Annotated in this window: 20 protein-coding genes and 1 tRNA gene; 10 read left to right on the plus strand and 11 right to left on the minus strand. The window is 67.9% G+C overall.

Going from position 1 to position 21815, the window contains the following annotated elements; genetic code table 11:
* Positions 1-166: 166 nt before the first annotated feature.
* Both AC1RAA_RS02670 and AC1RAA_RS02675 read left to right on the plus strand, forming a co-directional pair.
* Entirely contained in the window at positions 167-3988 is a 3822-nt protein-coding gene (locus tag AC1RAA_RS02670; protein ID WP_492726333.1) for a DUF748 domain-containing protein, read from the plus strand.
* 189 nt (positions 3989-4177) lie between these two features.
* Positions 4178-7024, plus strand: a complete 2847-nt coding sequence (locus AC1RAA_RS02675) for a DUF349 domain-containing protein (protein ID WP_492726335.1) — start codon at positions 4178-4180, stop codon at positions 7022-7024.
* Positions 7025-7096: 72 nt separating this feature from the next.
* Here AC1RAA_RS02675 and AC1RAA_RS02680 read toward each other — a convergent pair whose 3' ends face one another.
* The 6 genes from AC1RAA_RS02680 to AC1RAA_RS02705 form a co-directional block, all read right to left on the minus strand.
* On the minus strand, positions 7097-7390 hold the full coding sequence (locus tag AC1RAA_RS02680) for a GYD domain-containing protein (RefSeq protein WP_070060413.1): 294 nt from the start codon (positions 7388-7390) through the stop codon (positions 7097-7099).
* 232 nt (positions 7391-7622) lie between these two features.
* Positions 7623-8414, minus strand: coding sequence for a M90 family metallopeptidase (locus AC1RAA_RS02685; RefSeq protein ID WP_487847122.1), 792 nt, complete (start codon positions 8412-8414; stop codon positions 7623-7625).
* A gap of 15 nt (positions 8415-8429) precedes the next feature.
* Positions 8430-9206 carry a UDP-2,3-diacylglucosamine diphosphatase gene (locus AC1RAA_RS02690; RefSeq protein WP_489057031.1) on the minus strand — a complete coding sequence of 259 codons (777 nt, stop codon included), beginning with the start codon at positions 9204-9206 and terminating at the stop codon, positions 8430-8432.
* Positions 9207-9231: 25 nt separating this feature from the next.
* A complete protein-coding gene (locus AC1RAA_RS02695; protein ID WP_070060416.1) occupies positions 9232-9744 on the minus strand; it encodes a peptidylprolyl isomerase in 513 nt (170 codons plus the stop codon).
* Between the two features lie 27 nt (positions 9745-9771).
* Complete coding sequence (locus AC1RAA_RS02700; RefSeq protein WP_492726337.1) at positions 9772-10368, minus strand: peptidylprolyl isomerase; 597 nt, start codon at positions 10366-10368, stop codon at positions 9772-9774.
* 97 nt (positions 10369-10465) lie between these two features.
* On the minus strand, positions 10466-11056 hold the full coding sequence (locus tag AC1RAA_RS02705; RefSeq protein ID WP_062480948.1) for a tetratricopeptide repeat protein: 591 nt from the start codon (positions 11054-11056) through the stop codon (positions 10466-10468).
* A 196-nt stretch (positions 11057-11252) separates the two neighbouring features.
* Between AC1RAA_RS02705 and cysS the strand changes: the two genes are divergently transcribed.
* From cysS to AC1RAA_RS02735, 6 genes are all read left to right on the plus strand, one after another.
* Entirely contained in the window at positions 11253-12629 is a 1377-nt protein-coding gene (cysS, locus tag AC1RAA_RS02710) for a cysteine--tRNA ligase (protein WP_492726338.1), read from the plus strand.
* Positions 12626-13297, plus strand: a complete 672-nt coding sequence (locus tag AC1RAA_RS02715; RefSeq protein WP_095745035.1) for a DNA-3-methyladenine glycosylase family protein — start codon at positions 12626-12628, stop codon at positions 13295-13297. The genes cysS and AC1RAA_RS02715 overlap by 4 nt, the downstream gene beginning before the upstream one ends.
* 157 nt (positions 13298-13454) lie before the next feature.
* Positions 13455-14435 carry an acetyl-CoA carboxylase carboxyltransferase subunit alpha gene (locus AC1RAA_RS02720; RefSeq protein WP_056582036.1) on the plus strand — a complete coding sequence of 327 codons (981 nt, stop codon included), beginning with the start codon at positions 13455-13457 and terminating at the stop codon, positions 14433-14435.
* Positions 14436-14455: 20 nt separating this feature from the next.
* Positions 14456-15433 (plus strand): tRNA lysidine(34) synthetase TilS, encoded by a 978-nt coding sequence (gene tilS, locus AC1RAA_RS02725; protein WP_492726340.1) that lies wholly within the window; start codon positions 14456-14458, stop codon positions 15431-15433.
* 55 nt (positions 15434-15488) lie between these two features.
* A complete protein-coding gene (locus AC1RAA_RS02730) occupies positions 15489-16757 on the plus strand; it encodes an aspartate kinase (protein WP_062480939.1) in 1269 nt (422 codons plus the stop codon).
* Positions 16758-16784: 27 nt separating this feature from the next.
* Positions 16785-16877: transfer RNA gene (locus AC1RAA_RS02735), tRNA-Ser, on the plus strand.
* 120 nt (positions 16878-16997) lie between these two features.
* On the opposite strand, the gene AC1RAA_RS02740 is transcribed toward AC1RAA_RS02735, so the two are convergent.
* The 5 genes from AC1RAA_RS02740 to AC1RAA_RS02760 all read right to left on the minus strand — a co-directional run bounded on the left by AC1RAA_RS02740 (position 16998) and on the right by AC1RAA_RS02760 (position 19031).
* Positions 16998-17219, minus strand: coding sequence for a hypothetical protein (locus AC1RAA_RS02740; protein ID WP_492726341.1), 222 nt, complete (start codon positions 17217-17219; stop codon positions 16998-17000).
* A gap of 30 nt (positions 17220-17249) precedes the next feature.
* Positions 17250-17525: a hypothetical protein gene (locus AC1RAA_RS02745; protein ID WP_492695873.1), complete on the minus strand. Its 276-nt coding sequence runs from the start codon at positions 17523-17525 to the stop codon at positions 17250-17252.
* A gap of 130 nt (positions 17526-17655) precedes the next feature.
* Positions 17656-18189, minus strand: a complete 534-nt coding sequence (locus AC1RAA_RS02750; RefSeq protein ID WP_062480933.1) for a nucleoside 2-deoxyribosyltransferase — start codon at positions 18187-18189, stop codon at positions 17656-17658.
* A 59-nt stretch (positions 18190-18248) separates the two neighbouring features.
* A complete protein-coding gene (locus AC1RAA_RS02755) occupies positions 18249-18686 on the minus strand; it encodes a hypothetical protein (RefSeq protein WP_492726343.1) in 438 nt (145 codons plus the stop codon).
* A gap of 138 nt (positions 18687-18824) precedes the next feature.
* Positions 18825-19031 carry a hypothetical protein gene (locus AC1RAA_RS02760; RefSeq protein WP_062480931.1) on the minus strand — a complete coding sequence of 69 codons (207 nt, stop codon included), beginning with the start codon at positions 19029-19031 and terminating at the stop codon, positions 18825-18827.
* 185 nt (positions 19032-19216) lie between these two features.
* On the opposite strand from AC1RAA_RS02760, the gene AC1RAA_RS02765 reads away from it, so the two are divergent.
* Both AC1RAA_RS02765 and AC1RAA_RS02770 read left to right on the plus strand, forming a co-directional pair.
* Complete coding sequence (locus tag AC1RAA_RS02765) at positions 19217-19945, plus strand: LuxR C-terminal-related transcriptional regulator (RefSeq protein WP_492726345.1); 729 nt, start codon at positions 19217-19219, stop codon at positions 19943-19945.
* An 11-nt stretch (positions 19946-19956) separates the two neighbouring features.
* A complete protein-coding gene (locus AC1RAA_RS02770; protein WP_492726347.1) occupies positions 19957-21804 on the plus strand; it encodes a sensor histidine kinase in 1848 nt (615 codons plus the stop codon).
* Positions 21805-21815: the final 11 nt, after the last annotated feature.

A 21815-nucleotide genomic window follows, 5' to 3' on the forward strand; every position in this document is an offset into this window, starting at 1 on the left:
ACAAGACACTTCGTCGACTCACCGGGCTTTCTTGTTTGTGGGGCTCACACTTTCGGCCTACCGATCCTGTCGAGGGGCGCGTGGGCATCACAACGCCTCGCCAAAAGGGAACGCATTCACGTTTCCGCAGACTTTGTTGGCATCTGTTTGCGGCACACTTCTGCGGATGGATGCTGCTTCGATCAAACAGAACAAATGGGTGCGGCGTGGGGTCGTCGCGTTGCTGGTGGTGTTGGCCCTGTGGGCCATCGCGTGGCTGGCGGTGCCGCCGATCGCCAAGAGCCAGCTCCAGAAGATCGCGAGCGAAAAGCTGGGCCGGCAGGTCACCGTCGGCAAGATCGACTTCAAGCCCTGGACGCTCGAGCTCGCACTGAATGACCTGCGCATCGCCACCGCCGACGGCAAGCAGCCGCAGGCGGCCATCAAGCGCATCTATGCCGACGCCGAACTGCAATCGCTGTTCCGCCTTGCGCCGGTGATCGACGCGGTGACGGTCGAGGCGCCCGCGGTGCTGCTCACGCACCTGGCCGACGGCAAGTACGACATCGACGACATCCTGGCCAAGCTGGCCTCGGGCCCGCCGCCCGATCCGAAGGCCGAGCCCGCGCGCTTCGCGATCTACAACATCTCGATCAAGGACGGCGCGGTCGACTTCGACGACCAGACCGTCAAGCGCCGGCACGAGCTGCGCGGCTTCATGCTGAACGTGCCGTTCCTGAGCAACCTCGCCTCCAAGCGCGAGATCACGACCGAGCCCAAGCTGGCCTTCGCGCTCAATGGCAGCCAGTTCGACTCCGCCGCCTTCACGACCCCGTTCGCGCAAAGCCGCAAGACCGACGCCCACGTGCAGTTCAAGGGGCTGGACCTCGTGCCCTACCTGGGCTACATCCCCGGCGGCCTGCCGGTGAAGCTGCAGGCCGGCAGCCTCGATGCCGACCTGAAGATCGATTTCCAGCAGACCAACACCATTGGCCTGAAGATCACCGGCACGGTCGAGGCCCACGGCGCCAAGCTGGGCGACGCGCGCGGGCGCGACCTGCTGGGCTTCGACTCGCTCAAGCTGGCGCTGGCCGACGTGCGGCCGCTGGAGTCGGTGTTCCACCTGAGCGAGGTCGCGCTGACCAAGCCGCAGCTGGTGGTGGCGCGCGATGCTGCCGGCCAGCTCAATCTGATGGCCACCGACCCTGCGACCGGCGCGGCCGAGAAGGCGGCGCCGCTGCCCGCGCCCGCCGCCAGCGCCCCGGGCGGCAAGCCGGTCGCCGAGAAGCCCAAGCTCAAGGTGCAGGTCGACAAGATCGCGCTCGATGGCGGCCGTGTCGGCTGGCGCGACGAAACCGTCAAGCCCGCTGCAGCCATCGACCTCACCGACCTTGGCATCAACCTCACGGCCGTCACTTGGCCCATGGAAAAGCCCGCGCAGTTCGACGGCAGCACCGCCGTCGCGGGCGCCACGCTGAAGTTCAAGGGCAATGCCACCGACAAGGTCGCCGACGTGCAGACCGAGGTCGAGGCGCTGCCGCTGTCGCTGGCCGCGCCGTACCTGGCGCAGAGCCTGGAGCCCACGCTCGACGGCAAGCTCAGCGGCCAGATCGACGTCTCCTGGGCCCAGCCCGACCTGAAGTTCAAGGCGCGCCGCCTGGCCGCCGACGGCCTGGCGCTGACCCAGGCCAAGACCGCGCTGGCCAGCGTCGGGCGCTTCGAGCTGGTCGACGCCGAGGTCGACATGACCAGGCACACCTTGAACATCGCGTCGTTCACCGCGACTAACCCCAAGGTGAGCGTCGAGCGCGACAACGAGAAGCGCTGGATGTTCGAGCGCTGGCTCAAGACCCCGGCTGGCGGCGCCAAGGTGGCGGCGCCCAAGCCGGCCGACGCCGGCGCGGCGCGCCCCAACAACGCCAACACCAAGCCCTGGGCGCTGACCCTGGGCACGCTGGCGGTCGACAACGGCAGCCTGTCCTATGCGGACAAGGCCGGCTCGGCGCCGGTGGCGATCGAGGTCACGGCCTTCAAGCTGCTGGCCCAGAAGATCGCACCCGACACCAACACGGTCTCGCCGCTGCAGGTGTCGGGCCGCATCGGCGCCGGCCGCCGCGCGGACCCGGGGCGCTTCGACTACAAGGGCAACATCGTGCTCAAGCCGCTGGCGGCCGAGGGGCGGCTCGAGGTGGCGTCGTTCCCGGCGCATGCCTTCAAGGCCTACTACGCCGACGCGCTCAATGTGGACATCCGCCGCGCCTTCGCGAACTACCGCGGCACGGTGCGCTACGCGAGCGCGCCGGCCGGCATGAGCCTGAAGCTGGCCGGCGACACCGCGCTGGACGACTTCCGCGCCAACAGCGTCTCGCTGACCCAGTCGCCGGGCTTTGACCGCAACAACAGCCAGCTGCTGAGCTGGAAGACCCTGAGCCTGCGCGGCCTGCAGGTCAGCCTCGCACCCAACGCGGCCCCGACGGTGGACGTGCGCGAAACCACGCTGACCGACTTCTTCGCCCGCGTGATCGTCGACCCCACCGGCCGCCTGAACCTGTTGAGCCTGACCAAGAAGGGCGAGGAGGCCTCGAAGGCCGCCGCGGCCGCCGCCACCGAAGCCAGCACCAAAAAGGGCCCGGGCGGCACGACCACCACGACCCGCGCGCCGGTCGCCTCGGCGCCGCAGCGGGCTTCGGGCGGTGCGCCGGTGTCGGCCGAAGCCATGGTCGGCGGCGCGCCCGAGCCTGCGCCGGCTGCGTCCGCACCCGTCGTGGCTGCCGCGCCGGCGGCCGACAGCGGCCCGGCACCGGTCATCAACTTCGGTCCAATGAGCCTGGTCAACGGCAAGATCGACTTCACCGACCTGTTCGTCAAGCCCAACTACTCGGCCGACCTGAGCGAACTGACCGGCAAGCTCAGTTCCTTCTCGTCGAACCCGCCGAACGGGCAGGGCGGCCGGCCGGCGCTGGCCGACCTCGAGTTGCGCGGCAAGGCGCAGCAGACCGCGGCGCTGGAAATCACCGGCAAGCTCAATCCGCTGGCCAAGCCGCTCGAACTCGACATCACGGCCAAGATGCGCGACCTCGACCTCGCGCCGCTGTCGCCGTACTCGGTGCGCTACGCGGGCCACGGCATCGAGCGCGGCAAGATGAGCATGGACGTCAACTACAAGATCGCGCCCGACGGCCAGCTCACCGCCACCAACAAGTTGGTGCTCAACCAGCTGAAGTTCGGCGACGAGGTGGCCGGCGCGCCCAACAGCCTGCCCGTGCGCCTGGCCGTGACCCTGCTGGCCGATCGCAACGGCGTGATCGACGTCGACCTGCCGCTGCGCGGCTCGCTCAACGACCCGCAGTTCAGCATCGGCCCGCTGATCTTCAAGGCGGTGGTCAACCTGATCGTCAAGGCCGTGACCGCGCCGTTCAGCCTGCTGACCGGCGGCCTGGGCGGTGGCGGCAGCGGCGACTCGAGCGCCATCACCTTCGAGCCCGGCAGTTCCACGCTCAGCAGCGGCGCCAAGGAAAGCCTGGACAAGGTCGTGAAGGCCCTGACCGAGCGGCCGACGCTGCAGATGACGGTGGTGGGTACCTCCAGCCTCGAGAAGGAGCGCGACGCCTACCAGCGCCAGCGCCTGCGCCAGCTGACCCAGGCCGAGAAGCGCCGTGTCGCGGTGCGCGGCGGCCAGACCGGCACCGAGGTGGCGCCGGTGACCGATGCCGAATACCCGGAGCTGCTCACGGCCGTCTACAAGCGCTCCGATATCACCAAGCCGCGCAACATGGTCGGCCTGGCCAAGGACCTGCCGGTGAAGGAAATGGAAAACCTGCTGCTGGCCAGCGTGCCGGTCGACGAGGAATCGATGCGCCAGCTCGCCGTCGAGCGCGGCGCCGTGGTGCGCGACTACCTGCTGGCGCAGAAGCTGCCGAGCGAGCGCCTGTTTCTGGGGGCCGTGCGCACCACGGCCAGCGGCAACGACTGGAAGCCCGGCGCCGAGCTGAGCCTGACCATGAAATAGCCGGCGGGGCCTGGCTTTTCGCCTCGCCTTGCCATATATCTTGCGGGCCCTTTTCAGCCCGCTGAACGGTGCGCGCCGCAGTTCCGACACGGAATTCGGCGGGCTGTTCGCCAACTGGGTGAAAATGTCGATGTGCGCCGGCCTTTGCCGGCGCCTTCGCTTTCTCTACCAAGACAACGATTTCGCGCAGTGACCTCTACTTCTTCCAAGCCACACGACCTCCAGGCCCTCGACACGCTCACCGGCGGTGCCTTCACCGCGCCGACCTCGGGCGAGCGCGCCGCGCGCATCCGCGACTGGCTCGCGGGCAACCCTTCGTCCGAGCAGATGCAAGAGGTCTTCAAGGAGTTGAGCGGCCGCGACAAGGGCGCCGCGCGCCTGCTGCGCGAAAAGCTCGACGAAATCAAACGCGCCAAGGGCCAGGAAGCCATCGCCGCCGAATGGGCGCAGAAGGCCGAGACGCTGCTGGCGCAGTCCAAGCTCAACATCGCCGACGCACTGGCCTGGCAGCGTGACGCCGCCAAGGCCGGCGCGCCGTTGTCGCGCGAACCGCTGGCCGGGCTGAAGGCCCAGTTGGCTGAGCGCGTCAAGGGCATCGAAGACCTGCAGCACCGCGCGCAGGTCCACCGCGAAGCCGCCGTCCTGCTGGCACAGCGCTTCGAAGTGCTGTCCACCAAGGGCTGGAAGGACGCCCAGGCCGCCGAGGAATCGCTGCGCGCCGACGTGACCCACTGGCAGCAGCAGGCCGCCGACATCGTGGCCGACGCCAACTGGAACAGCCTCGACGCCAAGTTCGCCCCCCAGCTCGAAGCCTCCAAGTCGCAGCTGCTCGTGGTGTCCGATTCGTTCCACGGCGCGCTGGCGCAGGCCGTTGCCGCCGCGGCCGATGCCGCCGCGCCGCTGCCGCCGGTGCCCGTCTGGGCCGACGAACTGCGCGCCGCACGCGGCGAAGTGGTGGCGCCCAAGCCCGCCGCGCCCGCCCGTCCCGCCGCACCCAAGGTCGACCCGGCCGTGCGCGCCGCGGCGCAAGACGCCGTGCAGGCCGCGCTCGCCAAACTCGAACAGGAAACCGCCGAAGGCCACGGCAAGGCCAGCGCCGGCGCTGCCGCCGCGCTGCGCGCCGTGCTCAAGGAGCACGGCAAGCTGGTCGACGCGCCGCTCGAAGCCCGCGTGCATGCCGCACTGGTCGCTGCCGGAGAACTCGAAGGCTGGCAGCGCTGGAGCGCCGACAAGGTCCGCGAAGACCTCGTTGCCAAGGCCGAAGGCCTGCTCAAGCGCCCCGAAGGCCAGGCCCTTGGTGGCCGCAAGATGCAGGAAACCCTGCGCGCCCTGCGCGACCAGTGGAAGCAGGCCGACCAGGGCGGCGTGCCGAACCACGCGCTGTGGAAGCGTTTCGACGAAGCCTGCAACGAAGCCCACAAGGTCGTCGAGGCCTGGCTCGAGAAGGTGCGTGCCGATGCCGCCGAACACCGCGCCCTGCGCGTCGCGCTGATCGAAGAGGTCAAGGCCTGGGCCGCCGCGCATGCCGGCGCCACCGACCTGAAGGCGCACAACCGCGCGCTGCACCAGTTCGCCGACCGCTGGCGCGATGCCGGCCACGTGGGCGAGAAGGTGTTTGCCGAGCTGCAACCGCTGTGGAATGAAGCCTTCGGCGCCGCCCGCGCACCGTTCGAAACCGCGCAGAAGGCCAGCGTCGAACGCCGCCAGGCCATGATCGCCGAGGCCACCGAGCTGGGTGCCCAGCCGATGCTGCGCATCGACGCCGTGAAGGCGCTGCAGCAGCGCTGGCAGCACGAGGCGCAAAGCGTGCCGCTCGACCGCCGCCACGAACAGAAGCTGTGGGACGCATTCCGCGCGCCCATCGACGAAGCCTTCAACCGCAAGACGGTCGAGCGCGAAAAGGCATCGGCCGCCATGAGCGAGCACGATCGCTACGTGCTCGACGCGTCCAAGGCGCTCGACGCGGCCAATGCCGGTGGCGACGCACAGAAGATCCGCGCCGCCATCGCCGGCCTCGAAGCCGCGCTGCGCGGTGAAGTGCCGGCGCCTGCATCGGCACCCGCCACCACGAGCGACGGTCCTTCGGTCGGCGCAACCGGTGTCGAAGCCCCCGGCCAGGCTGCCGCCGAGTTCGGCGAGAGCGCCGAGCAGACGCCGGGTTCGAGCGATGCCGAAGCCACGCCGTCCGCACCCGCGGCAGCTGCGGCCGACGCGCCCGACCTGGTCGCGCCCGCAGACGGCGCCGATGCTTCGGCCCGCAGCGACAGCGCCGCGCACGAAGCAGGTGAAGCCGCAAGCGTCGCGCCGGCCGCGCCGCCGAAGCCCGCACCCAAGCCCGTGGTCGCTATGCGTGGCGACGACCGGCCCAGCAGCAAGAAGGCCGAAGCCGCACCGGCCGCTCGCGGCACGGGCCGCTTCGGTGATCGCCGCGACGGCGGTCGTCCTGGCGCCGGCGGCCCCGGCCGTCCGAACGACCGTGGCGGCCCGCGTCCCGATGCCCGTGGTGGCGATCGCGGCGCACCGGGCGGTGGCCGTTTCGGCGACCGTCCGCCGCGCGAAGACCGCGGCCCGCGCCTGGGCGATGCCGCCTTCCGCGCGCAGCGCGAAGCGCTCGAGCGTGCCGACATGGCGCTGCGCAAGCTGGCCGCGCAGGCCCACGGCGAAGCGCTCACGCAGGTGCTCGGCGCCTGGGAGCAGCGCGATGCCGCCCGCCTGCCGAGCGTGCAGGAACTGGGCCGTGCCGTGACGCCGGCCGTGCGCACGCAATGGTCGCAAGCCGTGGGTGCCGCACCGACGGCCGGCGCGAGCGATGCCGCCGAAGCGCTGCTGCGCCTCGAGATGGCCGCCGAAGTGCCGACGCCCGCCGAGCAACTCGATGCACGCCGCGCGCTGCAGCTCAAGCTGCTGACGAAGCGTGGCGATCCGACGCCGGCGCAGACCTGGGGTCAGGACGCCGGCAAGGTGCTCGCCGCCGCACACGACGCCGCCACTGCGCGCCGTCTGCAGAACGCACTGAAGGCCTTGCTGCGCAAGTAAGGCGCCCGGGCGCATTCATGAGAAAGAGCCCGCCGCGTGCGGGCTTTTTCATGCGTGTCGACCCGTCCCGGCTCAAGGCAGCCTGGCCAGGATCTTGTCCATTTCCCCGGCGGTATAGGCGCGCAGGGAGCGCGTGCGCACATTGCCCTGCATGGCGATGGCCAGACTGAATGCACAGAGCGCCTGCTCGTCCTCGGACTCCAGCACGCAGACCACATCGCAGTCGCCCATGGTCCAGAAGATCTCACGCATGTTGACGCCGAGCTTCTGGGCGGTTTCCTTGGCGGCGGCAGCGCGTTTGGTGGTTTCCTTGACGCTCTGGATGCCCTTGTCCGTGAAGCTCAGCATGCCGATATAGGTCACCATTTTCTGCTCCTGTGTTGTTATCCGGCGGGGGCGAATCACATGAAGCAACGCCGCCCCCGATGGCGACGCTCCAGGTCATCGGCCGCGCAGCGGTGCTGTGGAGGGCGATGGCCGCAGCGATGCTACGCCGGGGGCCTGCAAAGGCAAGGTGCTCCCGATCAGCACCTACTCAGGACGAGGTAGGCGGACCGCGATCGCGCGCGCAAGCAAGGAAACCAGATGTGAGGGGCGGTCAGGCCTGCGCAGGCCGAAAGAACGCATCGAAGAGAACCAGCACTGCCGGGAAGTCCCGCGCGAAGTTCGGGCGGTTCACGAAGTAGGCCTCGCAGGCCACCGCGAAGAACTCGCTGATCGAGGTGGCACCGTAATCGTCGAGCCAGGGCGGCTCGGCGCCGAAGCGTTCGGCGAGGATGGTCTTTTCGCGGAAGTCGTCGTAGGCCGGCTGCAGCACGGCCATCCAGGCCGCACGCGCCTCGCGCGCGCTGCGCCGGCCCATGAAGCCGGCCGGCAGCGGCGGGCAGCCGTCGGCGATGCCGTTGCGCATGTCGATCTTGTGGGCGAACTCGTGGATCACGACGTTGTAGCCGCCCTCGCTGCTGACGCTGCTCGCGAGCACGTCCTGCCAACTGAGCATGACGGGGCCCTGGTCCATCGCCTCGCCGGCGACGACCTCTTCGTACTCGTGCACGACCAGCGCGTCATCGACGACCTTGCGTGGCGCCACCACCTCGGACGGATGCACCACGATGCCGACGAAATCGTCGTACCAGTCGAGCCCGTCCTTCAGGTGCAGCACCGGCAGCACGGCCTGCGCCGCGATGGCCAGCGCCACCTCGTCGGTGATGACGAAACCCTGCGTGCCGTGGAATTCCTTGTCCCGCAGGAACTCGGCCGCCAGCGTGCGCAGCTGTTGCTGCTGTGCGGACGGCAACGCGCCCAGGAAGGCGTAGCGCGTGAGCGTGGCGCGCCAGGCGGCGTCGGGAATCGGGGGCAGGGCGCGCAGCCGGCGCAGCCACTTGAACATCGGCGGGCGGTGCGCCTAGCGCAGGTCGACGCGCTGCGCGCCGGCGGCCGACAGGCACAGCAGCTGCGCGCGCGGCGGGTGCGCGGCGGCGTCCCAGTCGCTCAGCACGATGCGACGCAGGCCGTGGCCCAGGTCGTGGACGGCGGGGCGGTGGGTGTGGCCATGGATCAGCGCGCTGGCGCCCGCGTGCTGCAGCCATTGGCGGGCAGCGTCGGCGTCCACGTCGGCCCAGAGGGTCGAGGGATCGCGCTTGCGGTCTTCGCTCTGTGCGCGGATGGCGCGGGCGAGGGCGCGGCGCTCTTCCAGCGGGCGCGCGAGGAACGCGGCCTGCCATTCGGGCGTGCGCACCTGGGCGCGAAACTGGAGGTAGTCGGTGTCTTCGAGGCAGAGGGCGTCGCCATGGCTCAGCAGCCAGCGTTCGCCGTGCAGCACCAGCACCGTGGGGTCGTCGAGCAGCGTCAGGCCGCATTGCGCGGCAAAGGCCTTGCCGACGAGGAAGTCGCGGTTGCCGTGCATGAAGAACACGGGCATGCGCTGCGCCGTGCGCTGCAGCAACTCGACGCACTGCGCCTCGAAGCCGGGCTGGTCGGCGGCATCGTCGCCCACCCACACCTCGAACAGGTCGCCGAGGATCACCAGCGCATCGGCCGGCGTGGTCTGCAGGTAGCCCTGCCAGGCCTCGAAGGTGGCCAGCTCGCTGGCCTGCAGGTGCAGGTCGGAAATCAGGTCGACGGTGCGCCACGCGGGCGGCGCCACCAGCTCGGAGAAAGCCGGGTTCGCCACCGGGGTCATGCCGCTGCGCCGTGCCTGAAGTGCATCACTCGACAGTAACGACTGCCTTTTCGATCACGACGTCCTCGAGGGGCACGTCGTCATGGAAGCCCTTGCGGCCCGTCTTCACGGCCTTGATCTTGTCGACGACATCGGTGCCGCCCGTGACCTTGCCGAACACCGCGTAGCCCCAGCCCTGGGCCGAGGGGGCGGTGTGGTTCAGGAAGCCGTTGTCGGCCACGTTGATGAAGAACTGGGCGGTGGCCGAGTGCGGTGCGCTCGTGCGGGCCATGGCCACGGTGTAGTTGGCGTTCTTGAGGCCGTTGTTGGCTTCGTTCTCGATCTCGGCGCCGGTGGGCTTTTGCTTCATGCCGGGCTCGAAACCGCCGCCTTGCACCATGAAGCCGGGGATCACGCGGTGGAACACCGTGTTGTCGTAGTGGCCCTTCTTCACGTACTCGATGAAGTTGGCGGTCGACTTCGGTGCCTTCACGCCGTCGAGTTCGAGCGTGATGACGCCGTAGTTCTTGATGTGCAGTTCGACTTGGGGGTTGCTCATGAGTTAGCTCCTTCTTCGGAAACGGGATTACTTCGCCAGCGTGGCGGACTTGATGGTGAGGGTTTCGACGGGCACGTTCTGCATGCCGCCCTTGTTGCCGGTCTGCACGGCGCGGATCTTGTCGACCACGTCGGTGCCGGCGATGACCTTGCCGAACACGGTGTAGCCGTAGCCGTCGGGGTTGGGCGCGTTGAGCGAGTCGTTGTTCTTCACGTTGATGAAGAACTGCGAGGTGGCCGAATTGGGGTTGCCGGTGCGGGCCATCGCGATCGTGTACTTGTCGTTCTTCAGGCCGTTGTTGGCTTCGAGCGGGATCGGCGGGCGCGTGGGCTTTTGCTGCAGGTCGGCCGTGAAGCCGCCGCCCTGGATCATGAAGCCGTCGATGACGCGGTGGAACACCGTGCCGTCGTAGTGCTTGTCCTTGACGTACTGCAGGAAGTTTTCGACCGTCTTGGGGGCCTTGGCCGCATCGAGCTCGACCACGATGTCGCCCGCCGAGGTGGCGAGCTTGACGCGCGGCGCGGCCTGCTGGGCGTGCGCGCCGGCGGCGGCGCCGAAGGCCAGGGCCGCGGCCAGTGCGAGGGCGCCGCGGCGGCTGAAACGGGAAAGTGCAGAGGTCGTCAAATGAGGCTCCGTGTGCGGGTGGAGGGGAGGGCGGTGGGCCTGCGATGGCGCAGGTTGGGAGGCAACTGTGTGCGCACCGCCGGATTGCAAGAGGCTGTTACTTGGTCGTGCGGCCCACGGGCTTGCGCACTTCGGGCGGCGCGGCCGGCAGCACGGCCGCATCGGCCGCGGCCTTGGGCGTGAAGATCTGGCGGATCAGCGCGAGCTTGGGCGCGACGCTCGCATTGGTGGTGGCGAACTGCTGGGCGCGCTGGTATTCCTGGGCCGCCAGGCGTGCATACACGTCGCCGAGGTTCTCGTGCGCGGTGGCGTAGTTGGGGCTGAGCTTGAGCGCGGTTTCGAGCGCGGCGCGGGCCTGGTCGAACTTGCTTTGCGACGCGTACAGGGCTGCGAGGTTGTTGTACGGCTCGGGCAGTTCAGGGAAGTCCTGCGTGAGCTGCGTGAACGCGGTGATCGCGTCGGCGGTCTTGTTCTGCTCGGTGAGGATCACGCCGCGCAGGAAGCGCATCTGCGGGTCGCGCGGCTTGCCGGCGATGTAGGTGTCGGCCTTGGCCAGCGCCTCGGCGGACTTGCCCTGGCGCAGCAAAAGGTTGACGTCGTCGTAGTCGTTGGCGTGCGCGGCGAAGCCCCACAGACCGAAGAGCAGTGCAAAGGCGATGGGGAGTCTGGAGAACGCGGCGTGCTTCATGAAGCCTCGGCAGGATTGGGGGAGAGCGGGGGCCTGGAGAACACCCGGATGCTGCGTGGCGGCAGCCGTTTATACTGCGTCGCATTGTAGCCGAGGGGCCACGTCGAACCCCTCGTAGCCACGCCCCCCGTCACCCCTGAAATACACCGTTGCTCGCCCGTACCGCACGTGCGCGAATCAACGCTTTCCGAGTCCCATGAGTCTGCGCATCTACAACACGCTGTCGCGTGAATTGGAGGATTTCTCCCCCCTGCAACCTGGACAGGTTCGCATGTACGTGTGCGGCATGACCGTCTATGACCTGTGCCACATCGGCCACGCCCGCATGATGATGGCGTTCGACGTGGTGCAGCGCTGGCTGCGCGCCAGCGGCTATGCCGTGACCTACGTGCGCAACATCACCGACATCGACGACAAGATCATCGCCCGCGCGGTCCAGCGCGGCATCACCATCCGCGCGCTGACCGACGAGGTGATCGCGGCCATGCACGAGGACATCGGCGCGCTGCGCATCGAGCCGCCGACCATCGAGCCGCGCGCCACCGAATACGTGCCGCAGATGCTCGGCATCATCGAGACGCTGGAACGCAAGGGCCTGGCCTACCGCTCGGACAACGGCGACGTGAACTACGCCGTGCGCAAGTTCCCCGGCTACGGCAAGCTCTCGGGCAAGTCGCTCGACGAACTGCACGCCGGCGAACGCGTCGCGGTGCTCGACGGCAAGCAGGACCCGCTCGACTTCGTGCTCTGGAAATCCGCCAAGCCGACCGAGCCCGACGACGCCAAGTGGGACAGCCCCTTCGGCACCGGCCGTCCGGGCTGGCACATCGAGTGCTCGGCCATGAGCTGCGCCACGCTCGGCGAGACCTTCGACATCCACGGCGGCGGCGCCGACCTGCAGTTCCCGCACCACGAGAACGAGATTGCGCAGAGCGAAGGCGCCAATGGCAAGCCGCTGTCGCGCTTCTGGGTGCACAACGGCTTCGTGCGCGTGGACAACGAAAAGATGTCCAAGAGCCTGGGCAACTTCTTCACCATCCGCGAAGTGCTGCAGAAGTACGATGCCGAGAGCCTGCGCTTCTTCCTCGTGCGCACGCATTACCGCAGCGCGCTGAACTACAGCGACGCGCACCTCGACGACGCCCGCAACTCGCTCAAGCGCCTGTATACCGCCCTCGACCTGGTGGCGCCCGCGACCGTGGCCATCGACTGGACGCAGCCCCATGCGGCGCGTTTCAAGGCGGCGATGGACGAAGACTTCGGCACGCCCGAAGCCATCGCCGTGCTGTTCGAGCTGGCCGGCGAAGTCAATCGTACGAAATCCGCAGACACCGCGGGCCTGCTCAAGGCGTTGGCCGGCACGCTCGGGTTGCTGCAAGGCGATCCGAAGGCGTTCCTGCAAGCGGGCACCACGCTCGACGAAGTCACCATCCAGTCGAAGATCGATGCACGCGCGGCGGCCAAGGCGGCGAAGAATTTCGCCGAAGCCGATCGCATTCGCCAGGAACTCCTCGAGCAGGGCATCGTGCTCAAGGATTCGCCCACGGGAACGACCTGGGCGGCTGCACAGTGAACGGAACGACGAACCCCGTACCCGCCACCCAGCAGACCAGCGTGCGCATCTACACGCCGGACTATTGGGAGGAAGCCTGCAAGCACCTGGCCAAGAAAGACCGCGTGATGAAGCGGCTCATTCCGAAGTTCGGCGAGGCCTGCCTCGAGTCGCGCGGCGACGCCTTCACCACGCTGGCGCGCAGCATCGTGGGCCAGCAGATCTCGGTGAAGGCCGCGCAGTCGACCTGGGACAAGTTCGCGGCGCTGCCGCGCAAGCTCACGCCGGCCAACGTGCTCAAGCTCAAGGTCGACGACATGCGCGGCGCCGGGCTGTCGGCGCGCAAGATCGAGTACCTGGTCGACCTGGCCCTGCATTTCGATTCGGGCACCGTGCACGTCGACCGCTGGAAAGACATGTCGGACGAGCTCATCATCGAAGAGCTCGTGGCCATCCGCGGCATCAGCCGCTGGACTGCCGAGATGTTCCTCATCTTCCACCTGATGCGCCCGAACGTGCTGCCGGTCGACGACCAGGGCCTGCTCAACGGCATCAGCGTGAACTATTTTTCGGGCGACCCGGTCAGCCGCAGCGATGCCCGCGATGTCGCCGTGGCCTGGGCGCCGTATTGCAGCGTGGCGACTTGGTATATTTGGCGATCGCTGGACCCCGTGCCGGTCGTTTACTAAGGATCACCCCCAGGCTTCGCGCACTTCGTGTCGCTTCGCCAACCCCCTTCGAGGGGGCGACACCGCAGGCCCGGCAAAGCCGGTTCCTCGGTGTTTCTGGAATAAATGCAAAAGAGCCGGATGGCCGGTCAATTGATGAAATAAACAGGAGAAGACGTTGGCGAAACGAACCTTCCTCGACTTCGAGCAGCCCATTGCTGAACTCGAAACAAAGATCGAAGAACTGCGTTATGTACAGACCGAATCGGCGGTCGACATCTCGGAAGAAATCGATCAGCTCGGCAAGAAAAGCCAGCAACTCACCAAAGACATCTACAGCGACCTGACGCCCTGGCAGATCACCAAGATCGCGCGGCATCCGGAGCGCCCGTACACGCTCGACTACGTCAACGAGATCTTCACGGACTTCGTCGAGCTGCATGGTGACCGTCATTTCTCGGACGACCTGTCGATCGTCGGTGGTCTGGCGCGCTTCAATGGCGTGCCCTGCATGGTGCTCGGTCACCAGAAGGGTCGCGACACGAAGGAGCGCACCGCGCGCAACTTCGGCATGAGCAAGCCCGAGGGTTACCGCAAGGCGCTGCGTCTCATGAAGACGGCCGAGAAATTCAAGCTGCCGGTGTTCACCTTCGTGGACACGCCCGGTGCCTACCCCGGCATCGACGCCGAAGAGCGCGGCCAGTCGGAAGCCATCGGCCGCAACATCTTCGAGATGGCGCAGCTCGAGGTACCCATCATCGTCACCATCATCGGTGAAGGCGGTTCGGGCGGCGCACTGGCCATTTCGGTCGGCGACCAGCTCGTGATGCTGCAGTACTCGATCTACTCGGTGATCAGCCCCGAAGGTTGTGCCTCCATTCTCTGGAAGACCAGCGACAAGGCGCAGGAAGCCGCCGATGCACTGGGCATCACGGCGCACCGCCTGAAGGCGCTGGGCCTGGTCGACAAGATCGTCAACGAACCCGTCGGCGGCGCGCACCGCGACCATCGCCAGATGGCCGCGTTCCTCAAGCGCGCGCTCAACGACGCCTTCCGCCAGGTCAGTGACCTGAAGACGAAGGAACTGCTGGACCGCCGCTACGAGCGCCTGCAGAGCTACGGCCGGTTCAACGACACCAAGGCCGACAACAGCCGCTGAGCGGCTTTCCCTTTCCCATCATGAGCGAAGCCTTCGAACGCGCCATGGCCGCGTTCGAACCGGCGAGCCTGCCGCTGGCCGTCGGCTTCAGCGGCGGTGCGGATTCGACCGCCTTGCTCGCGGCCTGCGCGGCGCGATGGCCGGGGCAGGTGATCGCCTTCCATGTGCATCACGGGCTGCAGGCGGCGGCCGACGACTTCGAGCGACAGTGCGCGCAGGTCTGCGAACGGCTCGGCGTGCCGTTGGTGACGCACCGGGTCGATGCGCGGCATGCGCCGGGCGACAGCCCAGAGGATGCCGCGCGGCGCGCACGTTATGACGCGTATGCGGCCATGGCACGGGCCGACGGCGCGCGGCCTGCGGTGTCGTCCATCGCACTGGGGCACCATGCCGATGACCAGGTCGAGACGCTGCTGCTGGCGCTGTCCCGCGGTGCCGGCCTGCCGGGCCTGGCCGCGATGCCGGCGCATGCGGTGCGCGACGGATTGAACATTCATCGGCCGCTGCTCGCGGTGCCGGCGGCCGACATCCGCAGCTGGCTGGCGCAGCAGCAGTTGCCGTGGATCGAAGATCCGAGCAACGCCGACGCGCGCTACACGCGCAACCGCATCCGCGCCGTGCTGCTGCCGGCGCTGGCGGACACCTTCCCGCAGTTTCGTGCGACCTTCGCCCGCAGCATCGGCCACGCGGCGCAGGCCCAGCAGCTGCTGGGCGAACTGGCGGCACAGGACCTGGCCGTGGTCGGTGAACCGCCGCAGATCCGGCTGCTGCAGGCGCTGTCCCGGGCTCGGCAGGCCAACGTGCTGCGCCACTGGCTGATGCAGTCGCACGGCTGCGCCCCGAGCGCGGCGCAGCTCGACCAGCTGCTGGACCAGGTCCGCACCTGCACCACGCGCGGCCACCGCATCCACCTCAAGGTGGGCGCGGGCTTCGCCGAGCGCAGGGGAGAGCGGCTGCATTGGTACAATGCCCCGCCCTCGCTGAAGACTTCGCTCTGACGGCTTGCAGGGCGCCGCTCTCCAGGCGGCCCTTTATCTTTCTCTGATTTCATCCATGGCATTGATCGTTCACAAATACGGCGGCACGTCGATGGGCTCGACCGAGCGCATCCGCAATGTCGCCAAGCGCGTCGCCAAATGGGCGCGTGCGGGTCACCAGATGATCGTGGTGCCCAGCGCCATGAGCGGCGAAACCAACCGCCTGCTCGGTCTTGCCAAGGAGCTCTCCCCGGGCAAACCCGGCGTGGCCTATCACCGCGAACTCGACATGCTCGCCTCCACCGGCGAACAGGCATCGTCGGCACTGCTGGCCATGGCGCTGCAGGCCGAGGGCGTGGAGTCGGTGAGCTACGCGGGCTGGCAGGTGTCGGTGCGCACCGACAACTCGTACACCAAGGCCCGCATCGAGAGCATCGACGACGCCAAGGTGCGCGCCGATCTCGCGGCCGGCCGCGTGGTGGTCATCACCGGCTTCCAGGGCGTGGACGACGAGGGCAACATCACCACCCTGGGCCGTGGCGGCAGCGACACCTCGGCCGTGGCCATCGCGGCGGCCATGAAGGCCAGCGAATGCCTGATCTACACCGACGTCGACGGCGTCTACACCACCGACCCGCGCGTCGAACCCGATGCGCGCCGCCTGACCACCGTGAGCTTCGAAGAGATGCTCGAGATGGCCAGCCTCGGCTCCAAGGTGCTGCAAATCCGCTCGGTGGAATTCGCCGGCAAGTACAAGGTGCCGCTGCGTGTGCTTTCGAGCTTCACCGCATGGGACATCGACATCAATGAAGAGGCCAAGTCCGGCACGCTGATCACTTTCGAGGAAGACGAAAACATGGAACAAGCCGTCGTATCCGGCATCGCATTCAATCGCGACGAAGCCAAGATCTCGGTGCTCGGCGTGCCCGACAAGCCGGGCATCGCGTATCACATCCTCGGTGCCGTGGCAGACGCCAACATCGAAGTCGACGTGATCATCCAGAACCTCAGCAAGGACGGCAAGACCGACTTCAGCTTCACCGTGCATCGCAACGAGTTCGCGCGCACGGTCGAGCTGCTGGAGTCGAAGGTGATGCCTTCGCTGGGCGCCACCGAAATCGTTGGCGACACCAAGATCTGCAAGGTCAGCATCGTGGGCATCGGCATGCGCAGCCACGTGGGTGTTGCGAGCAAGATGTTCCGTGTGTTAAGCGAAGAGGGCATCAACATCCAGATGATCTCGACCAGCGAAATCAAGACCTCGGTCGTGATCGACGAAAAATATATGGAATTGGCAGTGCGCGCACTGCATAAAGCGTTCGATCTGGACCAACCGAGCGCTTAAGTAATGGCATAATTGCGGTTGCTTTCAGGAACTGTGACCGAGTGGCCGAAGGTGCTCCCCTGCTAAGGGAGTATGGGGTGTAGAGCCTCATCGAGGGTTCGAATCCCTCCGGTTCCGCCAGGATTGGCTTCCTGATCACCTTGCAGTGATCAAACAGCCCAAAAGAGCCCCGCCAGTCGGGGCTTTTTTGCGTCTGCTCGCGACGCATGGCAGCCCCACCGAAAAGGCGAGGCGATGTCTTCAGGACGGCTGCGGTTCGAGCGTGGACAACGTCGCGATCGGGGCTATGCCCAGATGCAGTTCGCAAGGATCGCAAGGCACCGCAATCTGCCGGCCGTCGAAACGCACCCGCACATGCGGATAGGTCGCTCCGGTGATGGTGCCGAGCCGGCCTTCGCAGACGACGCGATCGCCGCGACGGAACGACCGGCCGAACCGGAGCTTGATTTTTTCAAAACTCATTTCAGTGTCTCCTGGGTGTGCATCCGATGCTCAGCGCACCGGGTCGGATTCGAGCGGTGGCCGCACCAGCGTCGCGGCCGTGTCTTGCAGGATCAGCGCGTGATCCGGGTCGTGGCTGAGGTAGGGGCTGGTCAGCAGCTGGCCGATCAGCCGGTCGAAATGGAACCGGACCTTGGCCGGCTCGGGGTGCGCGGCGTACAGCGCGCGCAGCATCGAGACGACGGCGCTGGTCTGCGTGGTCAGGACCTCCATGGAACCCAGGCGGCCCGCCGCTTCGAAAACTGCTTGTTGATCTGAGGGGGGCATCCGGGCCTCCTTTTTGGGGCGTTGGCGTGTCCAACGCAAAAAGAGGCTGAAAGGCTTACTTCTCGGGGCTTTCTCCCCAGAATTGGTGATGTCCCGCCTTTGATTTGTGACTTATTTCACGAATTTCGGCTCACTGCCGCTGGGCGGGCGCAGACCCCAACACCTCGGCCAGCACCCGCAAGGCGTCGGTCGCCAGGTCCGAAAAGCGCACCGAACAGGCCAGCATGAGGTTCAGCGGCAGCCCAAAATCCTCGATCAGCGTGCCCTCGGGGTCGCGCAGGCTGCCGTCCGGGTCGCGGCCGACGACGCCCGCCGTGGCGGCGCGCTGCGCATAGGTGCCCGGCGGAACGCCGTAGGCGGCCACCGGAAGGCCCAGGGCGATGGCCACGCCGACCTCGAACACCGTGCCCGAGTCGGGCTCCAGACCGCGAAACGGCGCGAGGTTGGCAATGACGCCGTCCGCCGACCGCAGCAGCTTCATGTTTTCCTCGTAGATCCGGCGCGCGGGGTCGGGGCCGGCCGCCTTGCCGTCGAACGGCGGCACGGCCGTCATGCCGAGCGCGTCGCAGGCCAGGGCCAGCGCGGCAAAGTACTGCGCGGCGTCGGGCCGGAACACGTCGGGGCCGGCGAGGTAGACCCGTGGACGCGTGGAAGAGGAGGGCATCTGTCGAGTATGCGACCGCCCCCGGCCAGCGCCAACGGGAAGGGCTGCGGCCCGGCTGGTTACTTCTTCATCGCCTTGACTTCGGCCATGCCCTTGCTTTCATCGGCCTTGGCCTGCTTCACGCAGGTTGACTTGGCCTCGCCCTTCTGGTCGTCGCATTTTTCCTTGGCGATGCTGTAGGCGACTTCCACCTTGGCTTCGGCCACCTTGCGGGCATTGCCGTCGCTGGGCTTCATCTTCTGGTCGAGCTCGGCCTTGGCGATCTTTTCCTTGCCCTTGGCTTCCTCGACGCAGACGTCCTTGGCGTTGTCCTTCATGGCATCGCAAGCGGCGCGGTCGGTCTTGTAGTCGGCCGAGATCTTGTCGCGCGCCGCCTTGTATTCGGCGACCGCCGGATCGACCGTGGCCGCGGGCGGCGGGTTCACCTGCGCTTGCGCCGAGACGACCGTGAGACAGGACACGGCAGCGGCGCACATCCACATGAGCTTTCTTTGCATGGTCATCTCCTTGAAGGCGCCGGCGGTTGCCTCATTGCGACAAGCGCAAGAGAACCGGCGCCCGAAAACCATCCTAGGAACCGACGGCGCGAGAGCGGTAGGACGCCTCGCGAAGCCGCCGTCAGCGCATGCTGACGCTCAGTGGCCTTCCGTTGTAGCGTGCGCGCGCATCTCGCTGCGCAGGGCGCGCTGTCCCGAGGCCAGGGCGAGCTCGTAGCTCTCGACCGGGTCGAAGGCGCAGCGCAGGACGGTGGGATGCGCACCGTCGGTGTCGGTTTCGAGCAGCCGCCAGACAAAGGATCCGGGAGCCGGCTCGTCGATGATGAGTTCGATCGGATGTGTCATGGCCCCACCATGTCCGCTCGCGTGGTGCCTGTCTGTAGGCGAAGGCCGACCGATGCCGCGCCGCGCCACCAGAACCCCCAGATCTGGTGATGGCCGCCGCGCCGCCGCGAGGGGACACTGCAGCCTCGCGCGCGAAGCCTGGGTGATGATTCGGGCATGCTTGCCCCCTTGTCCGAACGGTCCTGATGCCCGCTTTCCCTCCCCACCCCGACGGCCCGGCGATGACGCCGCCGCCCAGCCCCGACCTGCCGGCGCCCGTGCTCATCGTCGAGGACGACGCGCTGATGCAGCGGCGCATCGTCGGCATCCTGAACCAGCTGGGCTACGGCAACGACGTGCTGGTGCTCGCCGCCACGCTGGTCGATGCGCGCATCGAACTCGCGCGCCAGTCGTTCGCGCTCGCGCTGGTCGACCTGGGCCTGCCCGACGGCAACGGCGTGGAGCTGATCGCGCAGATGAGCGCGCCGACCGGTGCTGCAATGAACGCCGACGACGGCCCCGGCATCCTCGTGATCTCCGCCTGGAGCACCGACGACCTCATCCTCAACGCGCTGCGCGCCGGCGCCACCGGTTACGTGCTCAAGGAGCGCGACGACCTGGAGCTGCTGCTGTCGATCCGCAGCGTGCTGCGCGGCGGGGCGCCGATCGATCCCTTCATCGCGCGGCGCATCCTTGATCTCACGCAGGCGCCGCCGGCCACGCCGGGGCGCGTCGGCGAAGATGTGCTGACCGCGCGCGAACTGCAGATCCTCCAGCTGGTTGCCGAAGGCCTGACCAACCGCGAGATAGCCGAGCAGATCTTCCTGTCGCGGCACACCGTCGAATGCCACATCAAGAACATCTACCGCAAGCTCACCGTTTCCTCGCGCACGCGCGCCGTTTTCGCAGCGCGTTCGCGTGGCTTGCTGGCCTGAGCCTGTGGTGGTTGTTCGCGCACACGGCATGGGCGGCCGAGGCGTGCGCACCGCACATCGACAGCGTGCGGGCCGTGCGCGCCACCGCCGGCGCGGGGCCTGAAGCACCGCCGCCCATCGACGGCTGGCAGCCGGTGACGCTGCCCGACCACTGGGCCTCGCGCTGGCCCGGCTTCGAAGGCATCGTGTGGTACCGCATCGACTGGCAACGCCCCTGCGCGGGCCGCGACGACGCGCCGCAGCTGGGCGTGGCCTTCGACTACCTGAGCATGGCCGGCGCGATCTCGCTGAACGACAACCTGCTCTGGCGCGACGCCAGCCTGGTCGAGCCGCTGAGCCGCAGCTGGAACACGCCGCGCGTCTTCTTCCTGCCGGCCGCCGCACTGAACCCCGGCACCAACACGCTGTGGGTGCAGGTGGTGGGCGGCAGCATGTACGGCTCGGGGCTGGGCCGCGTGGTGCTCGGCCCGGCGGACGCGGCGGTGGCGTACCACGACGAACGCCGCCTGTTCGCGCGCGTGCTGCCCGCGGTCAACCTCGTCATCTCGATCACGCTGGGCTGCTTCTTCCTCGTGCTGTGGCTTATGCGCCGGCAAGAGGTCGCCTACGGCTGGTATGCGCTCAGCGCCATCGCCTGGCTGGTGTTCGCGAGCAACACCGTCGTCAGCACCTTGCCGTGGCCGTTCGCCTCCACCGACGCCTGGTCGCGCTGGATCACGGCCTGGATGGTCCTGTACGTGAGCTGCTTCTGCATGTTCATGTGGCACTTCGGCGGCCAGCGCTTTCCGCGCCTGAGCCGCGCGCTGTGGGCGGTGGCCGCGCTGGCCGTGGCGGCGATCGCGCTGCTGCCGCAGCCTGCGCTGTCGGTCGCGACGCTGGCGGTGTTCATCGTGTATTCGCTGCTCTTCATGGCCGTGTGCGTGCAGTTCATCCTGCGCGCGCTCGACACGAAGAAAACCGAGCACCTGCTGCTGGCCCTGTGCGCCTTCGGCTTCCTGGTGGCCGCGGTGCACGACGCGCTGATGATCCTGCGCGTCATCGACGACCGCTTCGGCTACACCGTGGTCACGGCGCCGCTGATCATGATCGGCATGTCGCTGATCCTGGCGGGCGGCTTCACGCGCAGCCTGCGCCGCGTCGAGAACTTCAACGACGATCTGGCGCGCGAAGTGCGCGGGGCGCGCACCGAGCTGGCCGACACGCTCAGCCGCGAACACCGCCTGGAACTCGACAACGTGCGGCTGAACGAGCGCCTGAGCGTGGCGCACGACCTGCACGACGGCCTGGGCAGTTCGCTGGTGCGCTCGATCGCGCTGGTGGAACAGTCGGGCGAGGCGCTGCAGCGACCGCAGTACCTGTCGATGTTCAAGTCGCTGCGCGACGACCTGCGCCAGATCATCGACACCCACAGCGGCGGCGCGGCCCCGGTGGCCGCCACGCCCACGCAATGGCTGGCGCCGATGCGCCACCGCTTCGGTCGCCTGTTCGAGGAGATGGGCATGCGCAGCCACTGGCAGACGCCCGCGGCCTGGCCTTGTGCGCTGTCCGCGCGCCAGGTGTTGGGCCTCACGCGCCTGCTCGAGGAGGCGCTGGCCAACGTGGTGAAGCACAGCCGCGCGCGCACCCTTCGCGTGCAACTGCTGGCCGACGGCGAAGCGGGCGTGCTGCTGAGCGTCGAGGACGACGGCGTGGGCTTCGATGCGGTGACGGTTGCCTCGTCGATCGGCGGGCTGGGCTTGCGCAGCATGCAGGCGCGCATGACGCGCATCGGCGGCACGCTGCAGATCGATGCGGACGATGGGGGCACGCGGCTGGAGGCGAGGGTGCAGGCACCCGTGGCAGGCGCTGGCAGCAGCTGAGTCCCGCTGCG

It is taken from the genome of Variovorax sp. GW823-FHT04F07, from assembly GCF_058795995.1.

What these genes read in the sequence shown, in the direction of transcription:
- AC1RAA_RS02750 (WP_062480933.1), bottom strand. Translation starts at nt 18,189, where the DNA reads ATGCCCTCCTCTTCCACGCGTCCACGGGTCTACCTCGCCGGCCCCGAC.
- AC1RAA_RS02765 (WP_492726345.1), top strand. Translation starts at nt 19,217, where the DNA reads ATGCCCGCTTTCCCTCCCCACCCCGACGGCCCGGCGATGACGCCGCCG.
- AC1RAA_RS02760 (WP_062480931.1), bottom strand. Translation starts at nt 19,031, where the DNA reads ATGACACATCCGATCGAACTCATCATCGACGAGCCGGCTCCCGGATCC.
- tilS (WP_492726340.1), top strand. Translation starts at nt 14,456, where the DNA reads ATGAGCGAAGCCTTCGAACGCGCCATGGCCGCGTTCGAACCGGCGAGC.
- AC1RAA_RS02705 (WP_062480948.1), bottom strand. Translation starts at nt 11,056, where the DNA reads ATGAAGCACGCCGCGTTCTCCAGACTCCCCATCGCCTTTGCACTGCTC.
- AC1RAA_RS02745 (WP_492695873.1), bottom strand. Translation starts at nt 17,525, where the DNA reads ATGCCCCCCTCAGATCAACAAGCAGTTTTCGAAGCGGCGGGCCGCCTG.
- AC1RAA_RS02740 (WP_492726341.1), bottom strand. Translation starts at nt 17,219, where the DNA reads ATGAGTTTTGAAAAAATCAAGCTCCGGTTCGGCCGGTCGTTCCGTCGC.
- AC1RAA_RS02755 (WP_492726343.1), bottom strand. Translation starts at nt 18,686, where the DNA reads ATGCAAAGAAAGCTCATGTGGATGTGCGCCGCTGCCGTGTCCTGTCTC.
- AC1RAA_RS02670 (WP_492726333.1), top strand. Translation starts at nt 167, where the DNA reads ATGGATGCTGCTTCGATCAAACAGAACAAATGGGTGCGGCGTGGGGTC.
- AC1RAA_RS02730 (WP_062480939.1), top strand. Translation starts at nt 15,489, where the DNA reads ATGGCATTGATCGTTCACAAATACGGCGGCACGTCGATGGGCTCGACC.
- AC1RAA_RS02695 (WP_070060416.1), bottom strand. Translation starts at nt 9,744, where the DNA reads ATGAGCAACCCCCAAGTCGAACTGCACATCAAGAACTACGGCGTCATC.
- AC1RAA_RS02690 (WP_489057031.1), bottom strand. Translation starts at nt 9,206, where the DNA reads ATGACCCCGGTGGCGAACCCGGCTTTCTCCGAGCTGGTGGCGCCGCCC.
- cysS (WP_492726338.1), top strand. Translation starts at nt 11,253, where the DNA reads ATGAGTCTGCGCATCTACAACACGCTGTCGCGTGAATTGGAGGATTTC.
- AC1RAA_RS02685 (WP_487847122.1), bottom strand. Translation starts at nt 8,414, where the DNA reads ATGTTCAAGTGGCTGCGCCGGCTGCGCGCCCTGCCCCCGATTCCCGAC.
- AC1RAA_RS02680 (WP_070060413.1), bottom strand. Translation starts at nt 7,390, where the DNA reads ATGGTGACCTATATCGGCATGCTGAGCTTCACGGACAAGGGCATCCAG.